The sequence below is a fragment of the Collinsella sp. LCP19S3_D5 genome, from assembly GCF_052121415.1.
Classification (GTDB): Bacteria; Actinomycetota; Coriobacteriia; order Coriobacteriales; family Coriobacteriaceae; genus Collinsella.
The window spans coordinates 20,644-38,480 of the sequence record NZ_JBQKEH010000020.1 but is presented as its reverse complement, the minus strand read 5'-3'; the positions used below and the strand labels follow the sequence as shown (position 1 = coordinate 38,480).

The following is a 17,837-nucleotide window of genomic DNA, read 5'->3' as shown; positions in this document are numbered from 1 at the left end:
TCGAAGAGCTCGACGGCCCGCCTCCTGGACTCCAGGTCGTGCTTCACCCTGAGGTCTATACTCATGGAAAACCTCCCATTTCCCGATGTCCAAGAAATGGGAGGCAGTTCACTGTCCCTTTGTGGTGGTTTGGGGTCGCGCTACTGACCAAGCATCTCTTGGAGCTTGGCTGCCACGGCGTGGCCCAGGCTCTCGTGGCTTTCGGGCATCATGTGCAGATAATCGATATCGCCCGGCTCGGCAAAATCAGCGGCATTCAAAAAGTCGCAGCCAAACTGCTCAGCGACATACGCATAGTATTCGGCAAAATGCTCCGAGGCCTCGACGGAGCGCTCGTCAAAGTCGGTCATGTACACATCGGCGATCTGCGGTTTAATCTTGATAGGCGCCATCAGCAGAATACGCGGGCAGGGCGCGGCTTCGGTCCAGGGAAACGCGCGGACGGTGCGAATCAGCGCCATGGCACCGTCAGCGATATCGGCAGCCCCCACGCTAAAGACCGTCTTGCAGTCGTTGGTGCCCAGCATAATCACGATCGCATCCAGCGGCTTATGAGCCTCGAGCAGCATCGGCAACGCGCGGATGCCGTTGAGATTAGTGTCCAGATGGCACATGTCGTCGCGTACCGTCGTGCGGCCGTTGAGGCCTTCCTCAATCACGTGCCAGCCCTCGCCCAGGTCGCGCTGGGCCACGCCGCACCAGCGCACATCGTGCGCATAGCGTACCGCGGTGCCGTCGCGCATGCCCGCCGGATCATAGCCGTAGGTATTGCTGTCGCCAAAGCATAGAACGTTTTTCATCGTAAGCCCTTCCTCTAGTAAAAAGAAAAAGTCGGCGGGAGCAGTCTCTCCCGCCGGATCGACCTATCTGTCAGCACATACCGATTACAGGTACTTGCGCCAATCGTCATCGTCTTCATCGTCCTCGGCGGCAGCCTGGGCCTGCTCGGCGGCGCGGACAGCCGCAGCGCGAGCGGCAACCTGGGCATAGGACTCCTCGTTGCGCTCGGGGAAGTTTGCCAGCACGTGCTCGAACTTGGCAAAATCTTCGTCCCAGCGCGTAGAGGGCACGGCAAAAAAGACCTGCTTGACCTTAAAGTCGCCCGATGCGAGCTCCTTGCGGAAGAGCTCGGCCACGGCCTCGGCGCCAAAGCCGTTGTTGTCGCAGCCCCAAGCGCCCAGCACGAGCTTCTCGCGACCCAGCTCGTCGCAGATGGCAAGCACAAAGCGGATGCGATCGCGCAGGGCGTCCAGCAGGGCATCGTCACCCACGCGATACTCCTGGCGAGCGCGCTTGGCGTTGGGCGCGGCGGCCACGATCACGTCGGCATACGCATGCACGTGGTTGCGGTCGAAGCGCACCGCGGGCACCACCAGCGCACGGTTGCGGTAAAGCTCGCAGTTGATGTTGCGGCGACGGTTCTCGCCGTACCATTTGCGCTGCTTATCGAGAACGTTGTACAGATACGAATCGGCACAGAGCGTGGCCTCCTGACCCAGATAACCCTGGATGTAGCCGCCGCCCGGGTTGGTGAACGAGGCAAAGGCGAGCACGGCCATGTCGCAGAACTGCGCGTAGCCTCGGCCGTTATCCAGAATGGCCTGCGTGGCAGAGGCGTCGAGCACGGTGACCTCGGGCAGGACCGGAGCGGGCTCCTCGGCAGCAGGCGCGGGCTCGGTCTCCGTGGCTTCCTCTGCGGGCACAGGCTCGGCCACGACCTCGGTCTCGGCAGGCACAACCTCGGCGGCCTCAGACTCATCGGCAACCTGCTCTTCGGCAGCAGCCACCTGGGCCTTAGCCTTCATCGCCGCGACAAATCCGGCAGGCATGCCCTCGAACTCGCGCACGCCGGCAAGCGAGCGCTCGATATCCTTTGCGCACGCTTCGGACACAGTCGCCACGTGACGCTCGGCGGCCTTGGCACGGGCCTCGCGCTTGGGATTGGGCTGTCCCGCGCGGTTGGGCCTACGGTTACGGTTCCTGTTGTCGACGTCTGCCATAAGTGGTCACCTTTCTCGGTCGCTGCCGCTATCGGCTTTTCCCATCCATGATACCCCGCCGCGTACAAAAAAGGCGGCCCCGAAGGACCGCCTTTCGCATTGATTTGCGCGCGGCAAGCACCGCTGCAATCTGGCACTAGTCGCGACGACCAAGGATGTTCAGGATGCGCAGGAACACGTTGATAATGTCCACGAACAGGTTGGACGCCATGAGCACGGCGTTGGGCAGCGTGGGCGGCACCGTCGTGGCCACATAGGTGTCGTAGCCAATAAAGCCGGCGAACACCACAATCACGATCAGGTCGGTGATGGTCTGCGAGACGCCCATGAACATCAGCACGATCTCGACCAGAATCGTGGCAAGCAGAATGCCAAAACCAATGCCATACACACGCTGGAAGAATTTGGGGAAGGTCACGCCCAGTGCGCCAAAGACAAAGGTGATGGCGGCAGTGGCGATAAAGGCGGTGTTGATGGTGGGCAGGTCGTAGTTGGCAAGGCCAAACGACGCGGTCAGACCAAAGGTGCTCGCAAAGATCGCGTAACCCGCGAGCGACAGGCCCACGGACTGCTTGCTGGCGGCGGCCGACATCATGACGATGCCGACAATGGTCAGGATAAACGAGCCAAAGACCAGCGGCAGGGCGGCGCCACTCATCATCATGCGCGCAAACGACATGGTGCCCGTAAAGTAGGCGCCAGCGCCCATAGCGCAAAAACCCAAAAAGATCAGGGCAGACATGGCAAGGTTGTACGCGCGCGGCGACATCTCCTTGGCACGGCTTGCGCCGGTCTCGATGGGGCCGTTCTGATAGCCCTGGATATCGTTCATAATTTCGTCCTTTCAAAAAGCGCCGCGACAGCGCCGTAGGTGACAAGATTCCTGCCATTGTACCCGAATGGCGCGCGCTCTTACCCGCGGCGCTCACTCTCGAGTGTGCGGTCGAACGCCCACACCCACCACCGCATCAGATGAGCCTGCGAGCCATCCGGTCGCTCACGCGCCTGGTCTTCCAGATACAGCTCGGTCGTATGTCCGCCAAAACGAACCTTATAGGTTGCCGTACGAATGCCGTGAACCGTCAGGCCAAAACCGGTAGACGAGACAATCTCGTCAATCGTAAAGCAGCGACCGTCGACCCAGCAGACGGTAACCGGCACAACTTGTCCGCCCGCGAGGATGCGGGCCACGACGTCCACATACTGCTTGTGCACGCGCCGAGTTTTGCCATCTGTCTGTCGATATTCCATGCCCCTATTATCGAACGCATGTTTGCATATTGTAAAGCGAACAGACTGTGGTTTTGGGGTGTCGGAGCGAGCGCACGTGTCCTCACGGCGTGTTAGCAAAAAGAACACCCGCGGTCAACAGGGCTAATATTCAATTTTAGTGCCAAAAAATTCACTTCTCCCGTCAGAACTCGGTAAAGAAACCCGCAGGAGGTGATACGATTTATCATGTTTTTGTAACGTTTCTGCAAACTTCGAGAAAGCCCATATATGGACGTAACGTTCTCAGCCTTCCTCGGCCAACTTGTTTCGAACCCAGTCCTTGCCGTCACCGTGTTCCTCGCGCTCGGCGCCATCTTCGTCAACGGATGGACCGACGCGCCCAACGCCATCGCGACCTGTGTCACCACGCGTTGCATGCCCGCCCGCGCCGCCATTCTCATGAGTGCCGCGTTCAACTTTTTGGGCGTGCTCATCATGACGCACTTTAATGCCAGCGTTGCCAACACCATCTCCCATATCGTCGACTTTGGCGGAAACAGCACCATGGCGCTCGCGTGCCTCTGCGCGGCCCTGTTCTCCATCGTCGTCTACGGCGCCACGGCATCGCGTTTTGGCATCCCCACCTCGCAGAGCCACAGCCTCATCGCCGGCCTGACCGGCGCTGCCATCGCCCTCGGCGGCGCCAGCAGCGTCAATGTCCACGAGTGGATGAAGGTCATCTACGGCCTGGCGCTCTCCATCGGTCTGGGCTTTGTCATGGGCTGGGTCCTGTGCAAGCTCGTCTCGATTCTTTTCGCCGCCGCCAACAGGCGACGTGCCAACGTCTTCTTTAAATATGCTCAGATCGCGAGCGCCGCGGCCATGAGCTTTATGCACGGCGCGCAGGATGGACAAAAGTTCATCGGCGTGCTCTTTTTAGGTGTCGCCTTTGCCAACGGACAGACCGGCGTCGGCGACGCCGGCATCCCCATCTGGATCATGCTGCTGTGCTCGGCCACCATGGGCATCGGCACCAGCGTGGGCGGTGAGCGTATCATCAAGTCCGTCGGCCAGAGCATGGTTAAGCTTGAGAAGTATCAGGGCTTCTCTGCCGACCTGGCAGGAGCCGCAAACCTGCTGCTTGCCACGCTCACCGGTATCCCCGTGTCCTCCACGCACATCAAGACCTGCGCCATTATGGGCGTCGGCGCCGTCAAGCGCCTCTCGGCCATCAACTTCGGCGTGGTCAAGGACATGATGTTCACGTGGTTCTTCACCTTCCCCGCCTGTGGACTCATCAGCTTTGTCATGGCCAGGCTGTTCATGATGTTCCTCTAGTCAAACCGAACGTCCATCCGGACCGCATTACCTCGCCCACCCGTCTTCGCCCCGAAAGGATCACTCATGGCAAAGAAACCCGATTCGTTCTACTTTGACAACTACGTCGCCTGCGCCGACTTCGCCGTTCAGGCAGCCGAGCTGCTCACCAAGATTTTTGAGAACTTTGACCCCGCGCAGATCCACGACATGCTCGAGAAGATGCATGCGATTGAGCATGCAGCAGACAAGAAGCACCATGAGCTCGAAGACGCCCTGCTCACGGCCTTTATCACCCCGCTTGAGCGCGAGGACCTTAACCTAATGAGCTGCTCGCTCGATACCGTGCTCGACCGTATTGAGGGTGTCGTGCAGCGCCTCTACTTCACCAACATCCAGAGCATCCACCCCGATGCCATCGTGATCGCCCACAAGGTGACCGACGCCTGCCGCGCCATGAAGGACCTGATGGTCGAGTTGCCCAACTACCGCAAGTCCAAAACGCTGCGCGAGCTCGTCATCCAGATCAACACCATCGAGTCCGAGGCCGACGAACTCTACATCAACGCCATGCGTAACCTGCACGTCAACGGCAAGGACCCGCTCGAGGTCATCGCCTGGCGTGACGTGTACGCCTTCTTGGAGTACTGCGCCGACTGCTGCGAGAATGTGGCCGATGTCGTGGATTCGATTGTCATGAAGAACAGTTAATTGGGGGTACGTATCCCACCGGCGAAGGGCCGGCACCTGTTTGCTTTCTCACTCCGGCTGCGTAGCAGAGTCGTTCGAAAGTAAACAGGTGCCGGCCCTTCGCCTTACGTACCACCATTGGAACTTTGGCTGATAGTTTTAGCGCAATGGGGGTTTGGCTGAAGGGCCCTTTGGTACCCGCTCGGACACTTTGGCCCTTGGTGAGCGTTTGACTGATTGCTGCTTTGGGTACTCTTTGGGTTACTTTGGGTTTGTTTGATTTTTAATTGTTGGAGGGCTTGTATGTCGTATATGGATCTGGCTCGGTCTCGGTATTCTTGTCGTTTGTTTGAGGATCGTTCTGTTGAGCAGGCTGTGGTGGATACCATTGTTGAGGCTGGGCGCATTGCTCCTTCTGCTTGCAATAATCATCCAACCCGTGTGATGGTGTTGGATACGCCTGAGCTTCTGGAAAAGGCAGCTGCTTGTCAGCCTCGGTTTGCTCGTGATGGGTCCATCTTTGGCGCTCCGCTCATCTTTCTCGTTTGCAGCGTTACCAACGATGCTTGGGTGCGTCCCTATGACCAGATGAACTCCAGCGCTATCGACACCTCGATTGTTTGCGATCAGATGATGATGGAGGCCGAGGAACAGGGCCTGGGAACGTGCTGGGTATGCCATTTTAAGCCCGAGCTAGCCCGCGAGCAGTTCAACCTGCCCGAGGGCGTTTATCCCTACCACATGCTCGTCTGCGGCTATCCCGCCGACCATATCGCCGACCCCGAGCATCGCGAGGCCCGCACAATTCCCCTATCCAATTTCCTCCTCAAGTAGTTTTTTGGCCCATGCCCTAAAATCTACCTTTTACCGCTCAAACGTTCGCCGAGTTCTGCCCTATCGCACGCAGAGCTCGGCGTTTTGTTTCCCAACCCGTATACAGCTACAAAAAAGGAGCTCGCAAGCTCGAGCTCCTTCTAAGGGGCTAGATTGTAGTTTTAGCGCTAGTCCAGGTCGTCCGCGGCAAAGTTGTCAATCGGGGCGAAGGGGTCGGCCACGGGGACAACCGGATCAGCGACAGGCAGCGGCTCGGCGGCAGGCATGGTCACAGCAGGAGAAGCCGCGGAACCAACCGGCGTAGAAGCCAGCAGATCGGCCGGGAAGGAATTCTGAGCATCGTCCATAAAGTGCTGAATGAGCTTGAGATACTCGGCCTTGAACTCCTCGCGGGAAGCCTTCAGACGGTCAATCTCCTCGAGCTCGGCCTGCTTCTCGGTCAGGGCCTGACGGATGACCTCGCGGGCCTTGGCGTCGGCCTCGTTGCGGATGCGGTCAGCATTCTCGTTAGCGTCGTTGACAATCGCCTCGGCGGTCTGCTGAGCCGCAATGAGAGCGGCGGAAATCTGACGCTCCTGAGCGGAGAAATCGGGAGCGGGAGTGGCGACAGGGGCAGCCTGAGCGGCAGAATCCTGGGCCTGCGCAAGCTGAGCCTGCGTATCGGCAAGCTGCTGCTCGGTGGCGGTCAGACGGCCCTTGAGGTCCACGATCTTCGCCAGCATGGCGTCGACCTCAGAGGACAGGGTCTCCAGGAAAACGTCGACCTCGGCGGGATCGTAGCCGCGCTTGGCCTCAGAGAAGGTCTGAGCCTGAATGTCAGCAGGGGTAATAGCCATAACAAGTTCTCCTTTATCTTCGCCTTGGCGCTAAGCGCCCGACATAGGTTACTGAGCCAGTCCTATACGAGTATACCTATAAGTAGCTGCAGAATAAGCTTCTGCACCAACTGCAACGCAATAATCGCAACGACCGGTGAAAAATCGATACCGCCCATCGGCGGCATAAACCGGCGAAACAGGTTGAGCCAAGGGCCGCAAACGCTGTCGAGCACCGCCGCGATATCCTGTAGCAAACCACCCTGCTTCATGGGAATCCACGTCATAAAGCAGTAGACCACAATCAACGTGGAATAAAAATTAAACAGCGTGTTGACAAGCTGAACGATGGTGTAGATGTTGATGGGAATCTCCTCGCCTTGTCTTTACTTGAGATAGCCGTCGGCGCGAAGCTTCTTGAGATCCGAATCCTTGACCTCGCAGCCGGCGGGCAGCACCATAAACACGCGATCGCCCACTTCTTTGACCGAAGCGCCCAGGCCGCAGGCAAAGCCATAGCTAAAGTCCAGGACGCGTTTGGCGACCTCGGTGCGAACGCCCACAAAGATCAGCGCGACAGGCTGCTTGGTACGCACGCGGCGCACGACCGTCTCCACGTCGTCATAGCTCTCCGGACGAAGAACGTAGGCCGGCAACTGAGGCGTGGCGTTGATGATATTGCTCGCATAGGCAGAGGCATCGCTCGGCGTTGAAGCAGGGGCGGGCACAGCGGCCGCGCGGACCCGAGCGTTCTCGGCGTAGCTTGACGGCGTGTCATAGGCGCCGGGACGATAACCGCCCGCAGCGGCATCCTGAGAGCGCGAAGGCGGATTGTACGTCGTAGCGTGACGGGAGTCGTCGCCGATCAGTTGACCGGAACGCGTGTACACAGCAACCGACTCAGCCTCTCCGCGGCGTGTCTGCCCCAGCAGTCCATTGCTCGGTTCATCTTGCGTGTAGAAGCCCTCGCCCGAAGCACCGCTGTAGCCGTTGTTCTGATAGCCGTCGTCATAGCCGTCATCGTAACCGTAGTCATCATCCTGGCCATAACCCTGGTCATAACCCTGCTGGCCGCCTAGGTGCATTTTATTTTTAATTTCGTCAAGGAAACCCATGGTTGTGTCCTCTCACGGTCTAATGCAGGCGCTCTGATAATCAGCGCGCACTTCAAGCTCTTATTTTACTTCAAACTCCGGGCTAAATACTACCCTGCCCAGGCGAACAAGCGTCGAGCCTTCCTCAAGGGCAGGCTCAAAGTCCTCGCTCATGCCACAAGATAGCTCAGGCAGACACAGATCGGGGTGTGCCGTCTCCAGCTCATCCCTCAACTCACGCAGCCCGGCAAAGGTGCGGCGTGCCACATCCTTATTCCCCCGGGGCGCCATGGTCATAAGCCCCTGCACGCAAATTCCCTCAAGCTCCGCAAGCTCGCCAGCCGCGGCACGAACCTCATCGGGCGAAAAGCCGCCCTTGGACTCCTCGCCGCTTACATTGACCTCGATCAGCACATGCTGAGGACCGGCAAGCTCGCCCGCCTCAATCTTGCGGACGGCACGGCTCGAGATAGCCTGCGCCAAATGAAGCGACCCTACCGAATGAATCAGCTCGGCCGCACCCAGCACCGCATTGACCTTGTTGGTCTGAAGATTACCGATCATATCGAAGCGCACCTCGGGCAGCTCTGGATGCTCCGCCAGCCCCGCAAGCTTGCGAACAAGCTCCTGCGGACGGTTCTCGGCAAAATGACGATACCCTGCCTGGATGGCGGCAACGGTCTCATCGACGCCAACGGTCTTGGAGACGGCAATCAGACGTGCGGCATTGTGTGGACGCCCCGCGCGATCGAGTGCGGCATAAAAGCGTTCGAGAATCTGCTCGCGGCGAGCGCGCATCACGTTCAAATAATTATCCATTGCCAATCGCCTCCGCTAACAGCCATACAAGTAGTCCCATGCTAACGCAAGAGCGCGGCCCTGCATGTGCAAGGCCGCGCTCACTTAGGTATTTACAATCTTTCGACGAACGGAGCTACCCTACTCCTCGTCATCCTCGGTATCGTCCTCGTCCTCGAGGTGCTCGAGCAGGTAGCGAAGACCCTCGCTCACCTCGTTAGCGGGCACCTTGGCAACAAAGCGCGCATCGACAGCGGGCCTCATGATGACGCCCTCGCCCGAAGGTACGCGCATGCTCTCGAGCTCATCCTCGTCCGTACGGGCGATATCGCCGGCGTTCATGCGCTGGCCGGTCAAAAGGAAGGTCAGACGGCAGGCGGCATCGATGGAAATCGAGGCGATGCGATCGAGGTAGCGTGAAACCATGATGGCGCGGCGCAGATCGTCATAGTTGCTGTCGTCGTCCATAAACTCGCCCGCGTCCATGCGGTTGAAGGTACGGAAGAACTTCTCATAGGCCGCATGCACCGGCTCGTCCTCGACGGCCAAGTTGCAGATGATGGACATGTCGTTGGTGACGAGCGCGGAAAGCGACGAGCCCAGCACCTGGTATACGGCTTCGGCCTCGGCCTCAACCGTACCGACGAGCTCCTGGGGCAGCGAGATATCGGCCTTGACCATATGACGCGTGGCGCGGCAGATCTGGCGAACCTTATCGGTCATGCGCTGCAGGTTAAAGTCGACGTAGATGATTGTCTGCAGCAAACGGAAGTCGGAGGCGACCGGCGACTGCGTAGCGATCAGGTTGTAGCACACGGCCTCCAGGTTGGCGCAGCGCGCGTCAATCGAAAGCGTGCGCTTCTTGGTCTTGGTGGCGAGCTTGCGGTCGTCGGTCACATAGGCCTTCACGGCGTCGTGAAGAGCCAGGTCTACAGCCTCGTAGATGCTCAACATCTCGTGACGAGCCTCGACGAGCTGACGGGAAAACAGTTTGCGCATGGTTCACTCCAATCAGTTGGGTGCGGTCATGCCGCCCGCACAGTGAATACGCACCGGACCAGGTCCGATCGGCTTGGGACTAGTCGCACCGATCAGCCAAAGCGGCCGGTGATATAGTCTTCCGTCCGCGAATCCACCGGGCTGGTGAAGATCGCGTCGGTTTGACCATACTCGATGAGCGTGGCGGGCTCGCCGGCAACCTCCTGCAAGAAGAAGGCGGTGTAGTCGCTAATGCGAGCTGCCTGCTGCATTGAATGTGTGACGATGATGATCGTCATCTCGGGCGCCAGCTCGGCCATCAGATCCTCGACCTTGGAGACGGACGTGGGGTCGATGGCGGAGCAGGGCTCGTCCATCAGAAGGACATCGGGCTGCACCGCGAGCACACGCGCGATGCACAGACGCTGCTGCTGACCGCCCGAAAGCGCCAAACCATCCTTGTTGAGCTGATTGGATACCTCTTTCCAGAGGTTGGCGCGCTTGAGCGATTCTTCCACGATGTCATCGAGGTCGCTTTTGCTAGTCACGCCCTGCAGACGAGGGCCAAAAGCAACATTCTCGTAGATGGATTTAGGGAACGGGTTGGGCTGCTGAAAAATCATGCCCACGCGGCGGCGAAGGTCGACTGGGTCGACGCCCTCGGCATAGATATCGTTGCCGTCGAGCGTCATGGTGCCCTCGACGCGAGTGCCCTCGATAAGGTCGTTCATACGGTTGATACAGCGCAAAAACGTCGATTTGCCGCAGCCCGAAGGGCCGATAAACGAGGTAATGGCGTTTTTGGCGATGTTGAGGTCGAGCCCCGTCAGCGCATGAAAGTCACCGTACCAAAAGTTGAAATCCTTGGCCGTGATGGCCGCTTGCTCCAGCGTGGGAGCGGACTGATAGACGGACATGGGACTCCTTAACTAGCGGCGCTTGCGCGACAGATAACGCGCAAACAGGTTGAAGGCCAGAATAATCGCCATCAGCAAAAGCGCGGTGCCGTAGGCTGCGTTCATGTTGATGCCGTCATTGGCAAGCAGATAAAGGTGAACGGTCATGGGGCGACCGGAATCGAGCGGCGAAATGGGCAGGTTGATGGCCTGGCCCATGGTGTAGAGCACCACGGCGGTCTCGCCGATGGCGCGGCCGATGGCAAGTACGATGCCGGTGGCGATGCGACCAAAAGCCGAAGGAAGCACGATCTTGGAGACGACCTGCCACTTGGTGGCACCCAGGCCATATGCGCCCCAACGGATATAGCGCGGAACGGCGCGGATTGCCTCCTCGGTGGTACGCATGACAATGGGCAGCATCAGAAGTGCGAGCGCCAGGGCGGCCGAAACCATCGAAAGACCCAGGCCCATGGCCTCGACAAACAAGGCGTAGCCAAAAAGGCCCATAACAATGGAGGGCACCGAGGCCAGGGCATCGGCAGCATAGCGAATGATGTCGACAACCTTGCCCTGCTTAGCATATTCAGCCAGATAGACCGCAGCCAAGACGGCAACCGGCGTGCAGATGAGCATGGCGAGCGCCGTCACGTAGACGGTCGAGACGATAGTGGGCCAAATGCCGCCCTCGGCGTTTACGCCCTGCGGCCAGCCAAATATAAAGTCGAGTGAGATGTGCGGCAGACCGTTGATAACTACGTAGGCGATGATGGCGACCAGCACCAGCGTGGTGATATAGGCCGCGGCGCGAAACACGCCGAGCATAATCTTGTTGGACAGATCTTTGTTGATGCGGCCCTTCTTACCATGGGAAAGGGCACGCTTGATGCGTTCGCGCGACGAGGTCGTATCGACCGTCGTGTCAACGGAATCGGACATAGCCTACCCCCTCTTCTTCTTGGAGATCAGACGGACGATGCCCACCAATGCGGCGGAAATGATAAACAGGACCACGCCCATGCCAAACAGAGCCGAGCGGTGCAGGCCCGAGGAATAGCTCATGTCGAGCGCGATCTGGCTCGTGAGCGTCGAGATGGGGCTCGAGATGCTGTCCGGGATGACCGGAGCGTTGCCAACGACCATGAGCACGGCCATGGTCTCACCGATGGCACGACCCATGCCCAAGACAATCGCATCGACGATGCCCAACTTGGCTGCAGGCAGCACGACCTTGTAGATGGTCTGCCACTTGGTGGCACCCATGGCATAGGATGCCTCGCGAATGCCCATGGGAATGGAATTGAGGGCATCGATGGTGAGCGTGGTGATGGTGGGAACGATCATGATGGCGAGCACGAGCCACGCTGTCAGCGCACCAAAGCCAAGACCACCGGTCAGCTGCGCGATAAACGGACGGATGATGACCATGCCAAAGAAACCGTAGATGATGGAGGGGATACCCGCCAGCAGGTCGACGGCGGGGCTGATGAGACTGCGCACGCGCTTGCCGGCGATCTCGACCAGATACACGGCCGTGCCCACACCCAGGGGCACACCCATGGCGAGCGCACCGACCGTCACCAGACCAGAGCCCGCCAGCAGCGACATGATGCCGTAATGGCCCTCGGAGGGCGCCCACGTAAAGCTAAAGAAGTCCGCCAGACCGATGTCGGTAAAGACGGGCAACGCCGAGTACGTGGTAAAGACAAAAATCAGGATGACGGTGACGACCGCCAAGAACGCGCAAGCAAAGAAGATCCACTGCAGCGCCTTCTCTTTGAGATAGGTGCTGCGCGACACCAACGCCAACTCACGCTTTTTGGGCGCCTGAGCCTCTCGCTCAATCTGGGGGGTTTCCTGTGCTTCCATGCTACTCACTCCCCTTTCCGTCGTTGGTGACGGGAATAAAGCCCGCCTCGCGAATCTGCTTGTCCATCTTCTCCGACGTCACATAGTCAATGTAGTCCTGTGCACGCTGCGAAGGCGTACCCTTCACAAAGAAGTAAAGGTCGCGCGAGATGGGGTAGCCGCCACTTGCGACCGTCTTCTCGGATGCCTCGACATGGTTGACCGAAACAGCCTTAACCGAAGTCTTAGCGTTGAGGCTCTCGACAAAACCCAGCGAGATGTAGCCAATGGCACCACGCGAACGGGACACGACATCGCGTACCTGGCCCGTGCCCGAAAGAACGGCAGAGCGACGATCGAACGGCGTGCCGTCCATCACGATGGTACGGAAGGCCTCGCGCGTACCGGACGCCTCATCGCGGTTAATAACCTGAATCTTCAGGTCCTCTCCGCCGACTTCCTTCCAGTTGGTAATCTTACCGGCGTATATGTCGCGAAGCTGCTCGGTCGAGAGGTTGTCGACCGGATTATCGTCGTTCACGATGACTGCGATGCCGTCGTGCGCGATTACAATCGGGGTCAGGCCCAGATCCTGCTCGTCGGCATTGAGGCCACGAGACGAGCTGGCGATGTCAGCCGTGCCGTTGCTGACGGCCTCGATACCGGCAGAAGAGCCAAGGCCAGAGACGAGCACGTCGGTGCCGGTCTCCTCCTTAAAGCCCTCGGCCGCAATCTCGGCAATGGGAAGGCAGGTGGTCGAGCCGGCCACGGTGATAGAAGACGTGGAAGATCCCGAGGAGCAGGCACACAGCGTAAGCGTGAGCACTGCCGCGCTTAGGACCGATGCGATCTTTCTCATAGCATCACGCCGATCGCAGCATGGCGCCCACAGGTGCCGCCCTCGTTGCGGTAGGAATAAAAGCGGTCGTTCTGACGAACGGTGGAGAGCTTGGTGTCCACAATGCCGTTCGCTTCGACGCCGGCGTCCATCAGCGCCTCGCGAATGGCGGCGGAAAGATCGAGCATACGAGAAGCGGCAGCATCGATGCACGCGAACTCGGAGGCAAAGCGGTCCATAAGTTCTTGGGACACCTCGTACTCGTCACCCAGGATATGGGGCCCAATATAGGCAGAGATGTCGTCTGGCTTGCAGCCAGCCGCCTCGCAGAGCGCTTGGCACGCCTTGGCGGAAATGCGCGCAATCGTGCCCTTCCAGCCAGAATGCACCACGGCAAAGCCGCCGGGAGCCACCAGCACAACGGGAACACAATCGGCAAAGCAAAGCATCACGGGCACCTCATGCGCCGTGCAGACGAGGGCATCGCAGCCCTCGGCAATCTGCTCGCGAATGTTCTCGAGATCATCGGCGCCGTTCGAGGTCACCGTCACGACATTGTCACCGTGTACCTGATTGGGGACAAGCAGGTTGTGCTCGCACTCGGCAATACCCATGGCCTCGAGTACGCGGCGACGATTTTCTTGAACGGCAAAGGGGTCATCGCCAACATGCGAGCCCAGATTGAGTGAGGAGTACGCATCTTCGGAAACACCGCCAGTGCGTTCGGTGAAGGCAAAGCGGACATCGTGCGTCGCGCCCTCTACCAACGTAACTCCATCATGGTCGACACGCGAAACGTTGTCCGCACGTGCTGCCATACTAAAGCCTCCTAATAACACGAGTATCGCGGCCAAGCCGCAGCAGTCCGTGCCATACGGCTGCCATACTTCTACAAAAGGATACCCGCAGCGGTAGGAACCAAACGTAAGGGGAACGTAAAGAGATTGGAGACTTTCGTTTACAAACGAGAAACAAAACGGGGTGCATCCAAATGGACACACCCCGTGCAGGTTGTTGAGAAAAACGAACTAGAAACTACCACGCTTAAGGAAGTCGGGAAGCTCAAACTGGTCGTTACCAAAATTGGGAAGCTCCGTACCGCCGACATTGCGGGTCGGGGCAGACTGAGCCGAGCTTGCAGCGGGAGCGGTACGCTGAGGCTCGACAACGGAAGCCTTGCTCTGGGACTGCTGGGCAGCGAAGAGCTCGTCCTGACGGTTGACATTAGAGTCGGAGAAGCCCGTAGCGATAACGGTGATGCGCACCTGATCGCCCAGGGACTCGTCGACAACGGTACCGAAGATGATGTTGGCCTCGGGATCGACGGCGTTGGCGACAACGTCGGCAGCGTCGCTAATCTCCTGGATGCCCAGATCCTTGGATCCGGCGATGGAGAGCAGGACGCGCGTAGCACCATCGATAGAGCTCTCGAGCAGCGGGCTGGAAATAGCCTGCTGGGCGGCGTCGACGGCACGGGTGTCCCCAGAAGAAGTACCGATACCCATCATGGCGGTGCCGGCCTGCTTCATGATGGTCTTAACATCAGCGAAGTCCAGGTTGATGATGCCCGGGACGGTGATGAGGTCGGTGATGCCCTGGGTGCCCTGGGAAAGGACGCCATCGGCAATAGCGAAGGCCTCGAGCATGGTGGTCTTCTTCTCGGCGATGTCGAGCAGTTTGTCGTTAGGGATAACGATCATGGTGTCGACGCAATCGGAAAGGGTCTTAATGCCCTCTTCGGCGCTCTTCTTACGCTTGCGGCCCTCGAAGGTGAAGGGCTTGGTCACGACGGCGACGGTCAGCGCACCGACCTCGTTCATCGCGATATCGGCAACGATGGGAGCGGCGCCGGTGCCGGTGCCACCGCCCTCACCGCAGGTGATGAACACCATGTCGGCGCCAGCGAGCGCCTCGGCAATGTCATCGCGGGACTCATCGGCAGCCTTGCGACCAACCTCGGGGTTGGCGCCAGCGCCCAGGCCGCGGGTAAGGTCGGTACCGATGTGGACCTTGATATCGGCATCAGAGATCGCGAGCGCCTGAGCATCGGTGTTGATGGCAACAAACTCGACGCCACGAATGCCCTCTTCGATCATTCGATTGACCGCGTTGGTACCGCCGCCGCCGACGCCGACCACCTTAATGACGGCAAGGTAGTTGTTGATCTCTGTCTCGTGCATGTCGGTCCTCCGAACAAAGGTTATAGCCATAGCATGGGTTGACCCCTGCGCACATTAACCTTCAGGTTGAAAGTAAATGCAAAGGTAAACCGCATTATGTTTGCACATTATGAACGTATCAGTCAAATAATTGACCGTGAAAACCAAACAAACCAGATAAACGGCGTGGTATGGCCCCTCAACAAAGCCACGCACCGACGCTAAGCGGTCGGTGCGTTTCTAAACGTATAGTTGCCGGGAGACCGAACGTTAATGTAGGTTACGCCCTCTACCTGCGACAGAAGCTTGGTCACGACGCGTTCCTTCTTGGCGATATCATCAGAATCGCCCAGCGAGACCTCAACGCCATTATCAAGATTCGCCGAGATGGCCTCGACCGAAGGTATAGAAATATCCTTGATCTGCGCCAAGAATTCGCCGGAAAAACCGCGCACGTAATCCAGGCCCGCTTTAACGGCCTTGGAAGAAACGGCCTGCCCCGAGACCGGCTCGACATCAGCCGAGACATCGGTAAGCAGCACGGCCCCGTAGTGCCTGGCCAGCGCCAACGCAGCATCGATACCGCTCAATGTGTTGGCGCCCTCACCCGAAGTGACGACATTTCCCTGGTCGTCCACCTCCACAGAGGTCGAAAGCGGTGCGATCCAGGTGTCATCGTCGCCGATGGCCCAGGCAAGATCGTCGGAACTTATATAAGCGATCGCGGTGACCTTGCGCTCCGTCGGCGTAATGACGAGCGTGTGGGGAAACTGCCGTTGAACGTCCACGCCCGAAACCCACGGGTTCTGCTTGAGATCTTCGGTAATCTGGTCGGGATTTACGTTGAAGAGCGATGTGTTCTCGGGCAGACTGATCAGCTGCATGGCATCGTGCTTGGTCACATGCTCGCTGCCCTCGATCTGAATATCGGTAGCGGCAAACAGGCCGGAATTGATAACGACGATGGCAACGACGGCAAGCACGGCCACAGCCGCCAAGATTCCGCCCACGATTTTGCCCTTGCCCTTAACGGCAGAGGCGGCCTCGGACGTCTTACTCGCCATGGCGCCAAGCGACGACAGCGGATTGATACCCTTATTGGTCGCAGGTGCCTTAGAGGCGGGCACCGACGTCAACGAGCGCGGCTTGGCAGCGCCCAACGTACGACCGGGATGCGTCGCTTTAGCCCCCAGCGAGGGCGTGGGCGTCACTATGGGGCGAGAGGGCTTGGCACCCATCGCCGACTTAGACGTCACCGAGGGGCGCGGAGCCGGGTGAACCGTCTTTTTTGCGGCAGGGCGTCCACCAAGTTGCGAGCCGACGACCGGACGTTTGGCGGACCGTACGGATCCAGCGGGCTTGGAGGACACAGGGGGCTTGCGTTGAGGCTGGACGGGTGCGCCGGAACGCCCTCCGGCGCGGCGGAAGGTAGGTTTCGATGCTCTAGAAGCCGAGGAATTTGACTTCCGGTCTGAGCTCGATGCCATACGCCTCCCTCACCTTTCCGTGCACATGCCTGATAACCGCGGCCACGTCATCGGCCGAGGCGGTACCGTTATTAACGATAAAATTAGCGTGTACGGGCGAAACTTCCGCACCGCCAACCGAAAAACCCTTTAATCCACAATCCTCAATCAGCTTGCCAACGCTCGCGTCGGGTGGATTGCGAAAGACCGACCCGCAAGAAGCGCGACCCATGGGCTGCGTGCGTTTGCGCCTCGTCAGGTACCGCTCCATACGCTCGCGAATGTCGGCCTTAGGCGCAGGCTTGAGCTTAAGCACGCACTCGAGAATAATCTCGTTACGCGGCAGGCTGCACTCACGGTAGCCCCAGGCAATCTCGGACCCCGCATAATGCTTAATGCCGGATGCCGGGTCAAACGTGACCACATCCTCGACAAGCGAACCTATCCACTCGGTCCGCGTACCGGCGTTCATAGATACGGCGCCGCCGACCGAGCCGGGGATGCCAACCGCAAACTCAAGGCCCGAAAGCCCGCGCGACAGGGCATCGTTGACCAAACGTGCGAACATAACGCCCGCGCCAACGGTCAGCGTGCAACCGTCCTCGGCAACAACGGTGCGCTGAAACTCACGCCCCAGCGAAATGACGGCGCCGCGATAGCCCGCATCGGCAACGAGCAGATTAGATCCCTTGCCGATAATGACCCACGGCACCTGCTCACGGTCGAGTACTGCCACGGCACGACGAAGGGCATGATAGCTATGGCACGTCACGAAGAGGTCGGCCTTGCCGCCGATACGATAACTCGTATGACGCGCAAGGCGTTCATCCTCGACTACATCCGTGTCGATCATGCCCGAAAGCGCCATGACGGCGTTAAACAGACCCATAGG

At 59.1% G+C, this 17,837-nt stretch carries 20 protein-coding genes; 3 read left to right on the top strand and 17 right to left on the bottom strand.

The window, feature by feature from the left end:
* Positions 1-140 precede the first annotated feature (140 nt).
* From ACTQXO_RS08165 to ACTQXO_RS08150, 4 genes are all read right to left on the bottom strand, one after another.
* Positions 141-800 carry an SGNH/GDSL hydrolase family protein gene (locus tag ACTQXO_RS08165; RefSeq protein WP_441033176.1) on the bottom strand — a complete coding sequence of 220 codons (660 nt, stop codon included), beginning with the start codon at positions 798-800 and terminating at the stop codon, positions 141-143.
* Between the two features lie 84 nt (positions 801-884).
* Positions 885-2,000 carry a TIGR02452 family protein gene (locus tag ACTQXO_RS08160; RefSeq protein ID WP_441033179.1) on the bottom strand — a complete coding sequence of 372 codons (1,116 nt, stop codon included), beginning with the start codon at positions 1,998-2,000 and terminating at the stop codon, positions 885-887.
* A gap of 136 nt (positions 2,001-2,136) precedes the next feature.
* Positions 2,137-2,832, bottom strand: coding sequence for a Bax inhibitor-1 family protein (locus tag ACTQXO_RS08155; RefSeq protein ID WP_154515280.1), 696 nt, complete (start codon positions 2,830-2,832; stop codon positions 2,137-2,139).
* An 80-nt stretch (positions 2,833-2,912) separates the two neighbouring features.
* Positions 2,913-3,251 carry a hypothetical protein gene (locus ACTQXO_RS08150; RefSeq protein WP_154515278.1) on the bottom strand — a complete coding sequence of 113 codons (339 nt, stop codon included), beginning with the start codon at positions 3,249-3,251 and terminating at the stop codon, positions 2,913-2,915.
* Positions 3,252-3,500: 249 nt separating this feature from the next.
* On the opposite strand from ACTQXO_RS08150, the gene ACTQXO_RS08145 reads away from it, so the two are divergent.
* The 3 genes from ACTQXO_RS08145 (at position 3,501) to ACTQXO_RS08135 (ending at position 6,053) form a co-directional block, all read left to right on the top strand.
* Entirely contained in the window at positions 3,501-4,550 is a 1,050-nt protein-coding gene (locus ACTQXO_RS08145; RefSeq protein ID WP_427719222.1) for an inorganic phosphate transporter, read from the top strand.
* A 66-nt stretch (positions 4,551-4,616) separates the two neighbouring features.
* Positions 4,617-5,240, top strand: a complete 624-nt coding sequence (locus ACTQXO_RS08140; RefSeq protein ID WP_427719219.1) for a DUF47 domain-containing protein — start codon at positions 4,617-4,619, stop codon at positions 5,238-5,240.
* 282 nt (positions 5,241-5,522) lie between these two features.
* Positions 5,523-6,053 carry a nitroreductase family protein gene (locus tag ACTQXO_RS08135; RefSeq protein WP_154515272.1) on the top strand — a complete coding sequence of 177 codons (531 nt, stop codon included), beginning with the start codon at positions 5,523-5,525 and terminating at the stop codon, positions 6,051-6,053.
* A 167-nt stretch (positions 6,054-6,220) separates the two neighbouring features.
* On the opposite strand, the gene ACTQXO_RS08130 is transcribed toward ACTQXO_RS08135, so the two are convergent.
* The 13 genes from ACTQXO_RS08130 to murB all read right to left on the bottom strand — a co-directional run bounded on the left by ACTQXO_RS08130 (position 6,221) and on the right by murB (position 17,834).
* A complete protein-coding gene (locus tag ACTQXO_RS08130) occupies positions 6,221-6,889 on the bottom strand; it encodes a DivIVA domain-containing protein (protein ID WP_154515270.1) in 669 nt (222 codons plus the stop codon).
* Positions 6,890-6,951: 62 nt separating this feature from the next.
* Complete coding sequence (locus ACTQXO_RS08125; protein WP_154515268.1) at positions 6,952-7,197, bottom strand: YggT family protein; 246 nt, start codon at positions 7,195-7,197, stop codon at positions 6,952-6,954.
* 57 nt (positions 7,198-7,254) lie between these two features.
* Complete coding sequence (gene sepF / locus ACTQXO_RS08120) at positions 7,255-7,983, bottom strand: cell division protein SepF (protein ID WP_154515266.1); 729 nt, start codon at positions 7,981-7,983, stop codon at positions 7,255-7,257.
* Between the two features lie 60 nt (positions 7,984-8,043).
* On the bottom strand, positions 8,044-8,781 hold the full coding sequence (locus ACTQXO_RS08115) for a YggS family pyridoxal phosphate-dependent enzyme (protein WP_441033186.1): 738 nt from the start codon (positions 8,779-8,781) through the stop codon (positions 8,044-8,046).
* Between the two features lie 120 nt (positions 8,782-8,901).
* Positions 8,902-9,759 carry a phosphate signaling complex PhoU family protein gene (locus ACTQXO_RS08110; protein ID WP_427719211.1) on the bottom strand — a complete coding sequence of 286 codons (858 nt, stop codon included), beginning with the start codon at positions 9,757-9,759 and terminating at the stop codon, positions 8,902-8,904.
* Between the two features lie 92 nt (positions 9,760-9,851).
* Positions 9,852-10,655: a phosphate ABC transporter ATP-binding protein PstB gene (gene pstB, locus ACTQXO_RS08105; RefSeq protein ID WP_089571588.1), complete on the bottom strand. Its 804-nt coding sequence runs from the start codon at positions 10,653-10,655 to the stop codon at positions 9,852-9,854.
* 12 nt (positions 10,656-10,667) lie between these two features.
* Positions 10,668-11,573: a phosphate ABC transporter permease PstA gene (pstA, locus tag ACTQXO_RS08100; protein WP_427727613.1), complete on the bottom strand. Its 906-nt coding sequence runs from the start codon at positions 11,571-11,573 to the stop codon at positions 10,668-10,670.
* 3 nt (positions 11,574-11,576) lie between these two features.
* A complete protein-coding gene (gene pstC / locus ACTQXO_RS08095; protein ID WP_441033191.1) occupies positions 11,577-12,503 on the bottom strand; it encodes a phosphate ABC transporter permease subunit PstC in 927 nt (308 codons plus the stop codon).
* A 1-nt stretch (position 12,504) separates the two neighbouring features.
* Entirely contained in the window at positions 12,505-13,341 is an 837-nt protein-coding gene (locus tag ACTQXO_RS08090) for a phosphate ABC transporter substrate-binding protein (protein WP_427727615.1), read from the bottom strand.
* A complete protein-coding gene (locus ACTQXO_RS08085) occupies positions 13,338-14,138 on the bottom strand; it encodes a polyphenol oxidase family protein (protein ID WP_154515254.1) in 801 nt (266 codons plus the stop codon). Before ACTQXO_RS08085 ends, ACTQXO_RS08090 begins: the two co-directional genes overlap by 4 nt.
* 210 nt (positions 14,139-14,348) lie before the next feature.
* Complete coding sequence (ftsZ, locus tag ACTQXO_RS08080; protein WP_427719199.1) at positions 14,349-15,500, bottom strand: cell division protein FtsZ; 1,152 nt, start codon at positions 15,498-15,500, stop codon at positions 14,349-14,351.
* A gap of 200 nt (positions 15,501-15,700) precedes the next feature.
* The gene (locus ACTQXO_RS08075) at positions 15,701-16,717 is read right to left on the bottom strand and encodes a cell division protein FtsQ/DivIB (protein ID WP_441545602.1); all 1,017 of its coding nucleotides are present in this window, start codon (positions 16,715-16,717) and stop codon (positions 15,701-15,703) included.
* A 205-nt stretch (positions 16,718-16,922) separates the two neighbouring features.
* Entirely contained in the window at positions 16,923-17,834 is a 912-nt protein-coding gene (gene murB / locus ACTQXO_RS08070; RefSeq protein WP_154515248.1) for a UDP-N-acetylmuramate dehydrogenase, read from the bottom strand.
* Between the last annotated feature and the right edge of the window lie 3 nt (positions 17,835-17,837).